Below are 11518 nucleotides of genomic sequence, written 5' to 3'. Positions count from 1 at the left end.
GAATTCGTCATCGAATTCTGACCTTCTTCGTACCCACAGCTAGCGGCGAGGGCGGTCCTCGAACCGGCCGAAGAGGCGCACGAGCCCGAGCAGCGTCAGCAGGAAGGCCGCGAACCAGACCGGCCGCGACGCCCACCAGTCCGCACCCCAGGCGACCGGCAGCCGCTGCCCGAGGCCGAGGAGCGCGACGCCGACGACGGCGAACATCGCCGTGAGGTGCCACAGGTAGACCGTCATCGACCGGCGCGCCAGCGCCCCGACGACGCGCTGACCGGCAGCGGTGCCGGCCCGGCGCACCAGCGACGCACGGAACAGCAGGACGAGGCAGACCTGCGCGACGGCGTGCAGGACGACGGGTGCCGTGGGCGGGCCGAGGTTGGAGATCTTGTCGCCGGGCATGCCGATCATGCTCGGCGGGTACGGGCCCACCGCCACGAGCACGGCCATCCCGGCCACGGCGGCGACGGCGCCGGCGGCGAGCAGCAGCCGGCCGCCCCGAGGGCCGCGGGGGTGCGCCGGGCGGTGCGGGGCGCCGCGTTCAGCGGCGTACGCGACCCCGGCGAGGTACGGAGCCGCCCACGCGAGGAGCACGTTGGCCCAGGCGAGTCCGGCGGTGACGTCGTTCGGCAGGCCGAAACGCAGCGCGTCGACGGCCAGCGGCAGCGCCACGGCCGCGCCGAGCGCGCCCCAGCGCCAGCGCTCCCACGCGGCCCGGAACAGCGGCGTCAGCGCCATGAGCACCACCCACACGCCGAGGAACCACAGCAGCTGCGGCGCCATCCGCGCCATCCGCCAGACCGCGTCGTCGGGCACGCCGAGGGCGAGCAGCGCGGCGACCGCGAGCGCCCACGCTCCGGCGAACGCGCCGACGGGCCGCGCGATCGCCCGCAGCCGGGCGACGACGGCGCCGGCCCAGCCACGGCCGACGGTCGCCGTCGTGCCGCGCTGGTACCCGGCGGAGGCGCCGGCGGCGAAGAAGAGGAGGGCGAGCGGCTGGAGCCAGGTCACCAGCCAGCCGGCGCCGTGGCCGAGGGCGTTGCCGACGTGCAGCGTGCGGCCGTCCCACGCCGCCTCCGCCATCAGCCAGTGCAGCAGCACCACGCCGACGGTGCCCATCGCCCGGACGACGTCGACGAACGGGTCGCGCGGGGTGCTGCGGCGGCGCGCCCGGAGCGGGGCGGCCGGCGCGGCGGGACGGGGCCGCGTAACGATCGGCGGCGCGGTCGGGACGGGTGGGGCGGGGGCGTCGAGGACGGCCACGGTTGCTCCTGAGGCTCGGCGAGAGGGACCCCCTCAGCCTCGTGACCTGCGACGTCGTCCGACATGGGCCTGACCCCCGCCGCGCGCGGCGTCTCCCCCGCGTCGGTGCGGGGGACGTCCCCCGCCCAGAGTTGTCAGAGCCAGGACCTGCTATGGCCGCCCGTGGTTCTGACAGGTCGGCGCGCACGCACGTTGTCAGAGCCAGGGCGGGGTATACCCGCACCTGGCTCTGACAGGTCGCCGGTCAGGCGTCGACGCCGAGGTACCGCAGCACGGCGCGCACGCGCCGATGGTCTGCCGAGTCCTGCGCCAGGTCGAGCTTCGTGAAGATCGCGGCCACGTTCTTCTCCACCGCCCCGTAGGACAGGAACAGCGACTCGGCGATGGCGCCGTTGGAGCGGCCCTGCGCCATCAGCTCGAGCACCTCCTTCTCGCGGGGCGTCAGGCGCGCCACACCGTCCTCCGGCGAGCGGTGCGCGCCCATGAGCTGACGCACCACCTCCGGGTCCAGGACGGTCTCCCCCGCGGCGACGCGCCCGAGCGCGGCGACGAAGTCCCCGACGTCGGCCACCCGGTCCTTGAGGAGGTAGCCGACCCCGCGCGGGTCGCCCTCGAGCAGGCGCGACGCGTAGCGCGTCTCGACCCACTGCGAGAACACCAGCACCGGCAGCCCCGGGTGGGCGGCCCGCAAGGCCTCCGCGGCACGCAGGCCCTCGTCCGTGTGGGACGGGGGCATGCGGATGTCGGCGACGAGGACGTCGGGCAGCGCTCCCGCGGCGGCGAGCGTCGTGACCTCGCGCACCAGGGCGTCGCCGTCGGGCACGGCCGCGACGACGTCGAACCCGCGGCGGGACAGCAGCGCGACGAGGCCGTCGCGCAGGATGGCGGAGTCCTCGGCGACGACGACGCGCAGACCGCGCGACCCGGCGGGGCCGTCGGCCGTCATCGGGCGGGGGCCGGGGCAGGCAGCGGGATGGTCACGGTGATCACCGTAGGCCCTCCCGCGGGACTGACCACCGCGAGCGTGCCGTCCACGCCGGAGAGGCGGTCGGTCAGGCCGGCGAGGCCGCTGCCACGGCCCGAGGCGTCCGGGGCGCGCACGGCGGCACCGCCCACGCCGTCGTCGTGCACCCGCAGCACGAGGGCGCGCACCGCCGCACCCGTGGCGGCGTCGGCGACCGGCTCCACGCCGGCGACGACGTCCACGCCGGTGGCGCGGGCGTGCTTGGTCGCGTTGGCGACGAGCTCCGCCACCGCGAAGTACGAGATGGCCGTGACGCTCGGCGGTAGGTTCGCCGCGTCGAGCCCGACGGCGTGCACGCGCACGGGCAGGGCGGCGCGCGCGGCGAGGGTCTCCAGGGCGACGGCGAGCCCGGCGTCCAGCGCAGGGGGACGGATGCCTCGCGCGAGCTCCCGCAGCTCCGCCAGCGTGTCCTTCGTGCTGGAGTGCGCCGTCTCCAGGACGGCGGCGAGCTCGGCCGTGTCGACGCCGTTCGCGCCGTCGCGCAGCAGCTCGCGCGCCTCGCCGATCTGCATGGCCACGGCGACCAGGTGCGCCTGGGTGCCGTCGTGCAGGTCGCGCTCGATGCGGCGCAGACGCTCGTCCGCGTCCTCGACCGTGACCGCCCGGGCCCGCTCGGCGTAGGCGACCCGCATGCTGGCCTTCGTGGGGCTGAGCAGGCCGACCGCCAGCAGCCGGAACAGGCCGGCGAACAGGGACTGCACCTGCGGCCAGAGGTACAGCAGCACCACCCCGCCGGCCACGAGCAGGAGCTGGCGCGACGGCGTGTCCACGAACCAGTCGGTGCCGAAGGACGCCCCCCGGTGCCAGGTGCCGTCGCCCGCCTGCTGCAGCGGCAGCCAGCGCGACCAGAACCAGTGGGTCATCCCGCCGAGGGCGACGGCGAGGAGCGTCGTGCTCACGACGAACGACACGATCGCGAGCGGGAACGTGAGGAACATGTACAGCAGGGCGCGCCAGGCCGTCGCGTCGCCGAGCATCCCGCCGAGGCGGCGCCAGAAGCCGCGGCGCGGCGTGCGCGGCGCCGGCTCCGCGATCTCGACGCCGAGATAGCGCACCGCCATCCGGCGGTACATCGAGCCCCAGCCGCGCGCCCCGACGAGCACGCCGCCCGCCACGAACAGGCCCACGACCGTGACCGCGATGCCCGCCATGAAGGACACGGTGAAGATCGCGTACGTGAACGCGAACGGCGCCAGCAGTAGCGCGAGCCACAGGAAGCCGTAGGCGCGCCAGGTGCGGCCGTCGAAGGGCGCGAGCAGGAACGGCGGCGCGCCGGCCGTGGCGCGCGGGGACGCCGGAGCCTGCTCCGTCGTGCGGGGCGCGGCGGTCTCCGGGGCGGGGCCGTCGGTGGACGTCATGCTGGTCATGCTTCCAGCCTGCCGCCGACGGCGCCGCACCGGTACCCGGACCGCCGCCCGCCGGCACGGGGGATGTCCCCCGTGCCGGGACGGGCGCCCGTCAGTAGCGGTAGTGGTCCGCCTTGTACGGGCCCTCGACCGGCACGCCGAGGTACTCGGCCTGCTCCTTGCTCAGCTCGGTGAGCCGCACGCCGAGGGCGTCGAGGTGGAGGCGCGCGACCTTCTCGTCGAGCACCTTGGGCAGGCGGTAGACCTGGCGCTCGTACTGGCGCTCATCGGCGGGGCGCGCCATGTCGACGAACAGCTCGATCTGCCCGATCACCTGGTTGGCGAACGAGTTCGACATGACGAACGACGGGTGGCCGGTCGCGTTGCCCAGGTTGAGCAGGCGGCCCTCCGACAGCACGATGATCGACCGCTCGCGGCGCCCGTCCGCGGCGGGCAGCGTCCACTCGTGCACCTGCGGCTTGATCTCGGTCTTCACGACGCCCGGCACGGCCGCGAGCCCGGCCATGTCGATCTCGTTGTCGAAGTGCCCGATGTTGCCGACGACGGCCTTGTCCTTGAGCGCGAGCATGTGCTCGACGCGCACGACGTCCTTGTTCCCGGTGGTCGTGATGACGAAGTCGACCTCGCCGACCACGTCGTCGAGCCGCGCCACCTGGAAGCCGTCCATCGCGGCCTGCAGCGCGCAGATCGGGTCCACCTCGGACACGATGACGCGGGCGCCCTGGCCGCGGAACGCCTCCGCCGCGCCCTTGCCGACGTCGCCGTACCCGCAGACGAACGCGACCTTGCCGCCGATGAGGATGTCGGTGGCGCGGTTGATGCCGTCCGGCAGCGAGTGGCGGATGCCGTACTTGTTGTCGAACTTGGACTTCGTCACCGAGTCGTTCACGTTGATCGCCGGGAAGATCAGCTCGCCCGCCTCCGCGAGGTGGTAGAGCCGGTGCACGCCCGTCGTCGTCTCCTCCGTGACGCCGCCGATGCTCTGCGCGACCGTCGTCCAGCGCAGGGGGTCGGACTCGAGCGCCCGGCGCAGCACGCCGCGCACCACGTTCATCTCGTGGGTGTGGTCGGGCTCGCCAGGCAGCGTGTCGGGCGGCACGACGCCCGCGCGCTCGTACTGCAGCCCCAGGTGCACGAGCATCGTGGCGTCGCCACCGTCGTCGAGGATCAGGTTGGGGCCGCCCTGGCCGTTCTCCGTGCCGTCCTGCGTGCCCGGCCACACCAGGATCTGCTCGGTGCAGTCCCAGTACTCCTCGAGGCTCTCGCCCTTCCAGGCGAAGACGGGCACGCCCTGCGGGTCGGCCGGGGTGCCGTGCGGGCCGACGGCGATCGCGGCCGCGGCCTCGTCCTGCGTGCTGAAGATGTTGCAGCTGGCCCACCGGACCTCGGCGCCGAGCGCCACGAGCGTCTCGATGAGGACGGCGGTCTGCACCGTCATGTGCAGCGAGCCGGCGATGCGGGCACCGGCCAGCGGCTGCTCCTCGCCGAACTCGGCGCGCAGGGCCATCAGGCCGGGCATCTCGTGCTCGGCGAGCCGGATCTGGTGCCGTCCTGCCTCCGCGAGGGCGAGGGAGCGCACCTTGTAGCGGCCGGGGGCCTCGTCGAAGCCGGTGGTGCCGGGTGCCTCAGCGGTCGTGGACATGGTCGCCCTCCTGGACGTCTCGGGTTCATGTCGGTCGCGCTGGGGGCTCCCGTCTGCGCGTGGCTCCGCGGCCGTCGTCGACGGCGGGCCAGCACCCAGGGTAGTCCGCGGCGCGCCAGGGACGCAGCGAGGCCGGCACCCGCGAGGGTGCCGGCCTCGTGCACGAGGGACGCGAGCGTCAGAGCTTGGACTTGCGGTAGCCCGCGTTCCGCGCTGCGGCCTCGGTGGTGAAGCACTCCTCCGGCTTCGTCACCTTGTAGTACCGGCCGCCCGGCACGTGGTAGATCCAGTCCGTCGAGTGCGACGTCGTCTGGTTGCCCTTGATCGGCGCCCAGCTGGGGCAGTTGTACTCGCTGACGGGCGTGGTGCGCGACGGCTTCTTGCCCTGCCTGACGAGAAGGGTCTGCGTCTTCGTCCTGACCTTCGTCGCGGACCAGACCTTCGCTCGCGACGACGTGAGCCGGTACGTCTTGTACGCGACCCGCGTCGTCACGCGGTAGGTGCCCGCCTTCAACGCGACGGCCTTCTTGTTCTTGGCGACCGTCGTGCCGGACTTCTTCACCGTGAGCGTCTTGGACCTCACGGAGACGTGGCCCGTGGCGGACACGCGAGGCCGGACGGTCACCTTCCTCTGGTACGGAGCGGTCTTGGTGCCGATCTTCTTGATCGTCACCTGGGTGGTGACCGCGGCCGCCGTCGGCGCAGCGAGCGTGGCGGGGACGACGGCGAGCGGTGCCGCCAGCAGCGTCACGGTCGTGACGATCGCGGCGAGGCGGCCGCCACGACGCGCGGGCGAGGTCTGCTTCACGGGCTTCTCCTGGGGTGCGCCGACGGATGGTCGGCAGGTGCGGTGGTACGACACCGGTCCGACCGGCGGACGGACGTCGACGGGACGTCCGCCGGGGCGATGGTGTCGCGCGTCAAGTATGTGAGCGCTCCGCCCGTGCCTGATCCGTCGTCGCCCGACTTCACCCGGTGTGGCCCGGGTGATCTTCGCCGCACCCAGGAGGGCGGCGCTCCCGGCACCGCCGGCGCGCCGCCCTCCCCCGCTCAGTTCGACACGCGCCGCCAGGAGCAGCCGTACGCCTCGAAACCGACGTCGCCGGGCAGGACCCGCCAGTAGCCGCCGCCCGTGAACTCGGTGGACTCGTCGATCGCGGCGTGCGTCATGGCGAAGCCGTTGAGCGCGGCGACGTAGCAGACGTCGTCGGAGAAGGCCGGGCCGGCCGTGCGGTAGAGCCCGGGCTTCAGCTGGCCGCCGGCGGTGCCGACCTTGTAGATGCCGTCGGCGGGCGTCGACGTCCGCACCGCCCCGTAGGCCGCGTACCGCCGCCAGGTGCCGCAGCCGGTGGTGGAGAAGTACTTGTCGGTGCTCCGGACGGTCACGATCGTCTGCCCGTAGGTGAGCCCCGCCCAGACCATCTTCTTGGACCCGTCGAGACGCTTGACCACGCAGCCCGACGAGGACCCGGGCGCCACGTACGTGCCCGCCTTGATCTGGGTGCCGACCTTGTAGACGCCGTTCTTGGTCAGCACCGGTGCGGGCACGGTCACGCGTGCGGTCGCCCCGGAGGTGCGCGCGGTGGGGTAGTAACCCGACCGGACGCCCTTGATCGTGACGGAGATCCGCTTGCCGTACTGTGCGCCCGCGAGCTTGATCGACGACCGCGTGGCGCCCTTGATGGGCGTGCCGTTCGCCCGCCACTGGTAGCGCCACGACGACGGCGCCGGCGTCCACGTGCCACGGCTGCTCACCTTGAGGGTGGAGCCGACGCGCGCGCTGCCCGAGATCTTCGGTGCGGACGTCTTCGAGTACACGCGCAGCACGGTCGACGCCGCGCTGGTGACCGACCTGGTCGTGTAGCCGGCACGGCTCCCGGTGACGGTCACCGTGAGCTTCTTGCCCGCGTACTTCGACGGCAGCGTGTAGGTCGACCTCGTCGCCCACCGGATCTTCGTGCCGTTGACCCGCCACTGGTAGCGGTAGGTGGACGCCGACGGCTTCCAGGTCCCCTTCGCGACAGAGACCTTGGCGCCGACGCGGACGGTGCCGCTGATCCTCGGCCGCGGCGCGGTCAGGACCCCGGCTGCGACCCTGGTGGCGGCGCTCGTGCGGTACGTCGTGGTGTAGCCCGCCTTGGTGCCGGTGACGCGGACCGTGAGGTTCTTGCCCTTGACGGCGGCGGAGGGGGTGTACGTCGACGCCGTCGCCCCCGAGATCGCCGCGCCCGAGGCGTACCAGCGGTAGGTCACGGCGGTGCCGGACGTCCAGGTGCCCCGGTGGGCCGTGACCTTGGAGCCCACGCGGACGGTGCCCGACAGCGTCGGCGTGGGGGCGGTGAGGACGCCGGCCCCGACGGTCACGGGCGTGGTGGTCCGCGTGGTCTCGTAGCCCGGGCGCGTGCCGGTGACCGCGACCGTCAGGAGCCTGCCGCGGTCGTCCGCCGTCGGCGTGTAGGACGCCGTGGTCGCGACGGTCGCGGTGCCGGTCGCCCGCGCGACGGTCCAGCGGTAGGTGAGGGTCGCGTCGGCGGGCCACTGCCCCGGCACGACCGTGATGCGGCTGCCGACGCGGACCGTGCCCGACAGGGCCGGCGCGTCGCCGGCGATCGTCCCGGCCGTCACGGCGGCGGTCGTCGCCGTGACGGTGGCGGGCTCGTAGCCCTCGGCCGTGCCGCTCGCGACGACGGTGAGGGGGCTGCCGAGGTCGTCCACGACGGGCACGTAGGTGTCGCCCGTGCTGACGACGACGTCACCACGGCGCCACTCGAACGTGGGCTGGACCGCCGGGGCCCAGGCCCCCGCCACCGCGGTGAGCGACTCGCCGACCCGAGGGTCGCCGGTGATCCCGAGCTCCCCGGGGGTGATCACGCCGGGCGCGACGGCGGCGGCGGCCGGCACGACGACCGACGCGGACGAGGCACCGTCAGGCGCCGTCCCGGTGATCTCGACGCTCAACACCCGTCCGACGGCGTCCGGAGGGACGACCAGGGTGCCGTCCTGCCCCGCGAGCTCCTGGTCGTCGGCGAGCCAGCGGTAGGAGTAGGCCAGCTCGGCGCCCGCGGGCGTCCAGAGGTCCGCTCGCGGGTCCACGGAGACCTGCTCGCCGACGCGCAGCGTGCCCGTCAGCGTGAGCTGCTCGGGTGCGGGCGCGACGACGTCGGTCGCGGTGGTGGGCGACGTCGGGTCTTCGGGCTGCTCGACGGCGACCTGGCCGGTGGGCGAGGGGTCGGTCGCGGCGACCGCGGCGGGCGCGACCACCAGCGGCGCGACCACGAGGGAGAGGGCGGCGACGAGCGCCGTCGTCCGCGCGCGGTGTCGCGCGCGGACGGGCAGGACAAGTTCCACGGGTCCTCCGGGACTCGTGCCGGCCGAGGGGTCGGCCGGCGAGGGTGAGGCACGGCCACGGGGCCACGTCGGCGTCAGTGCCGGTCGCCGCGGCGCGCGTCGGGCGGGCTCTGGCGGTGCTGCGCCGAGTATGAGTCCCGGGGCACCCTTCTGGGGACCAGGTCCCGCCCGGGGCAATTTTTTCACCCGCTCCCGGAGCGGATTTCACCCGGGCCGCGACGGTGCTGCGCCGCCGCCGTGGCGGGCGCGAACCCGCCCCGGTCGTGACCGTGATAGACGTAGAACTTGCGCTTTTTTGGTCCTCTCTTCACCAGGCGCATTCCTGCCAGACCTGCCGGATCGTGGCCCGCGCCACACTCTTGGCGCCTGAATTGTGACGGGCGTCACGCTTTAGATCACATTCAGGTAACGATCAGTGCAGTGTGCTGACCAGCCAAAAGGCAGTGAATCCCCAGGACAACAAGGAATAACCCCGCAGATCGGACGCACCTTCTCGGTTCGCCACGGCGCCCGTCGGCATAGGAGGGTGCTTGATGCCCTTGTGCCCACCGGAACCGCGGAAGCACGGGAACCCGTGACCGGTGCTCGACGCACCGCCCGGCGAACCGTGGGTACATCCGAACGTGATGGAAGGTGGCGAGCCCTGCCCGTATGTCGGGAGACAGCAGTACCACCACAACGCCCGCCGAGACGCCCGCGGTGACCCCCGCGGTCTCGGTGCGAGGCGTCTACAAGGTCTTCGGTCCCAAGCCCGCCGAGGCGGTGCGCCGCCTCCAGGCAGGCGCGACGCGTGACGAGGTCAAGAACCACGGGACCGCCGCCGTGATCGACGCGTCCTTCGACGTGGCCCCCGGCGAGATCTTCGTCGTCATGGGCCTCTCCGGCTCCGGGAAGTCGACGCTGATCCGCATGCTCAACGGCCTGTGGACCCCGACCGCGGGCGACGTCCTCCTCGGGGACGCCAACCTCGCGACCGTGGACGGCAAGCGCCTGCGCGAGCTGCGTCGCACCCGGGTGAGCATGGTCTTCCAGCACTTCGCGCTGCTGCCGCACCGCACGGTGCTCGACAACGCCGCGTACCCCCTGGAGATCCAGGGCGTCGGGAAGACGGAGCGGCAGGAGAAGGCACGGCAGGCGCTCGACCTGGTCGGCCTCTCCGGCTGGCAGGACTCCCTGCCCTCCCAGCTCTCCGGCGGCATGCGCCAGCGCGTCGGGCTGGCCCGCGCCCTCGCGGCCGACACGGACGTGCTGCTGATGGACGAGGCGTTCAGCGCCCTCGACCCGCTCATCCGCTCCGAGATGCAGGAGCAGCTCCTGGAGCTCCAGGAGAAGCTCGGCAAGACGATCGTCTTCATCACGCACGACCTCAACGAGGCCATGCACCTGGGCGACCGGATCGCCGTCATGCGCGACGGCCGCATCGTGCAGATCGGCACGGCCGAGCAGATCCTGTCCGACCCGGCGAACTCGTACGTCGAGAAGTTCGTCGCGGACGTCGACCGGGCGCGCGTGCTCACCGCCTCGACCGTCATGCAGCGCCCGCGCCTCACGGTGCCTGCCGGCGGAGGGCCCCGCCAGGCGGCTCGCGAGATGCGCGAGGCCGAGGTGTCGGGCGCGTTCGCCGTCGACCGCCGCCGCGTGCTCAAGGGCCTGGTCCGCGCCGACGACGCCGTGCGCGCCACCAAGGAGGGCGTCGAGAAGCTCGCCGGCCTCATCGACGCCGACGTGACGTCGGTGCACCAGGACACGCCGATCGCCGAACTGTTCGCGCCGGCCGCCGAGTCCGCCGTGCCGCTCGCGGTGGTCGACGACGAGGGTCGCCTCGTCGGCGTCGTGCCGCGCGTGACGCTGCTCGAGGCCATGGCCGGGGAGGCCGTCGACAACGGCAACGTCTCCACGCCGGAGAAGACGCAGGAGATGTCGCGACAGGCACCGGCCGACGACGAACCCGCCGGGACGACCGAAGGAGCCCCGGCATGATCGCCGCCGCCACCACCGACACCCTCGTGCCCCGCATCCCGGTCGGCGACTGGATCGAGACCGCGATCGACTGGGTCACCGACACCTTCGACCCGCTCTTCGACGCCGTCAAGACCTTCTTCGAGACGATCTACGACGGTCTGGACTGGGTGCTCAGCACCCCGCCGTTCTTCGTCGTGGCCCTCGTGCTCGCCGCGATCGCGTTCTGGGCGCGCGGGTGGAAGCTCGCCCTCGGCTCGCTGATCGGCTTCGTGCTCATCGCCTCGATGGACCAGTGGGACAACGCCATGGACTCCCTGGCGCTCGTGCTGCTCGCGTCGGTCGTGGCGCTCCTGATCGGCATCCCGCTCGGGATCTGGTCGGCGCGCAACGAACACGTCTCGCGCGTCGTGCGGCCGATCCTCGACTTCATGCAGACGATGCCCGCCTTCGTCTACCTGATCCCGACGGTCGTCATCTTCCTCACCGGCCCCGTGCCCGGCATCATCGCGACCATCGTGTTCGCCCTGGCCCCCGGGGTCCGGTTCACGGAGCTCGGCATCCGCCAGGTCGACTCCGAGGTGGTGGAGGCCGGCCGCGCGTTCGGCTCCACCGACCGCCGCATCCTGCGCCAGATCCAGATCCCGCTGGCGATGCCCACCATCATGGCGGGCGTCAACCAGGTGATCATGCTGGCCCTGTCGATGGTCGTGATCTCCGGCATGGTCGGCGCGGGCGGCCTCGGCGGCGACGTCGTGGGCGCGCTGTCGAGCGTCGACATCGCCCTCGGTTTCGAGGCCGGCCTCGCGGTCGTGTTCCTCGCGATCTACCTGGACCGCGTCACCTCCGCCCTCGCGGACCGCTCGCCGGTCGCCAAGGCGCTCAAGGCCACGCGCTGACCCTCCCGCCCCTCGCCCG

At 73.1% G+C, this 11518-nt stretch carries 8 protein-coding genes; 2 read left to right on the top strand and 6 right to left on the bottom strand.

The window, feature by feature from the left end; all coding sequences use genetic code 11:
- Positions 1-39: 39 nt before the first annotated feature.
- The 6 genes from ACFT55_RS14885 to ACFT55_RS14860 form a co-directional block, all read right to left on the bottom strand.
- Positions 40-1260: an acyltransferase family protein gene (locus tag ACFT55_RS14885; RefSeq protein ID WP_380244618.1), complete on the bottom strand. Its 1221-nt coding sequence runs from the start codon at positions 1258-1260 to the stop codon at positions 40-42.
- A 244-nt stretch (positions 1261-1504) separates the two neighbouring features.
- Positions 1505-2173: a response regulator transcription factor gene (locus ACFT55_RS14880; RefSeq protein WP_380244619.1), complete on the bottom strand. Its 669-nt coding sequence runs from the start codon at positions 2171-2173 to the stop codon at positions 1505-1507.
- Positions 2174-2202: 29 nt separating this feature from the next.
- Positions 2203-3651 carry a sensor histidine kinase gene (locus ACFT55_RS14875; RefSeq protein WP_380244617.1) on the bottom strand — a complete coding sequence of 483 codons (1449 nt, stop codon included), beginning with the start codon at positions 3649-3651 and terminating at the stop codon, positions 2203-2205.
- 91 nt (positions 3652-3742) lie between these two features.
- Complete coding sequence (gene ahcY, locus ACFT55_RS14870) at positions 3743-5293, bottom strand: adenosylhomocysteinase (protein ID WP_380244616.1); 1551 nt, start codon at positions 5291-5293, stop codon at positions 3743-3745.
- A 178-nt stretch (positions 5294-5471) separates the two neighbouring features.
- A complete protein-coding gene (locus tag ACFT55_RS14865; RefSeq protein WP_380244615.1) occupies positions 5472-6101 on the bottom strand; it encodes a hypothetical protein in 630 nt (209 codons plus the stop codon).
- Between the two features lie 242 nt (positions 6102-6343).
- On the bottom strand, positions 6344-8641 hold the full coding sequence (locus ACFT55_RS14860) for a hypothetical protein (RefSeq protein WP_380244614.1): 2298 nt from the start codon (positions 8639-8641) through the stop codon (positions 6344-6346).
- A 651-nt stretch (positions 8642-9292) separates the two neighbouring features.
- Here ACFT55_RS14860 and ACFT55_RS14855 point away from each other — a divergent pair.
- Positions 9293-10621: a glycine betaine/L-proline ABC transporter ATP-binding protein gene (locus ACFT55_RS14855; protein WP_380244613.1), complete on the top strand. Its 1329-nt coding sequence runs from the start codon at positions 9293-9295 to the stop codon at positions 10619-10621.
- Positions 10618-11499: an ABC transporter permease gene (locus ACFT55_RS14850; RefSeq protein ID WP_380244612.1), complete on the top strand. Its 882-nt coding sequence runs from the start codon at positions 10618-10620 to the stop codon at positions 11497-11499. Before ACFT55_RS14855 ends, ACFT55_RS14850 begins: the two co-directional genes overlap by 4 nt.
- Positions 11500-11518: the final 19 nt, after the last annotated feature.

It is taken from the genome of Isoptericola sp. NPDC057191, from assembly GCF_042670225.1.
Classification (GTDB): Bacteria; Actinomycetota; Actinomycetes; order Actinomycetales; family Cellulomonadaceae; genus Isoptericola.
Note: the sequence above shows the minus strand (reverse complement) of the source record. Positions and strands in the feature narration are given on the sequence as shown.

What these genes read in the sequence shown, in the direction of transcription:
- ACFT55_RS14850 (WP_380244612.1), top strand. Translation starts at nt 10,618, where the DNA reads ATGATCGCCGCCGCCACCACCGACACCCTCGTGCCCCGCATCCCGGTC.
- ACFT55_RS14855 (WP_380244613.1), top strand. Translation starts at nt 9,293, where the DNA reads ATGTCGGGAGACAGCAGTACCACCACAACGCCCGCCGAGACGCCCGCG.
- ACFT55_RS14875 (WP_380244617.1), bottom strand. Translation starts at nt 3,651, where the DNA reads ATGACCAGCATGACGTCCACCGACGGCCCCGCCCCGGAGACCGCCGCG.
- ahcY (WP_380244616.1), bottom strand. Translation starts at nt 5,293, where the DNA reads ATGTCCACGACCGCTGAGGCACCCGGCACCACCGGCTTCGACGAGGCC.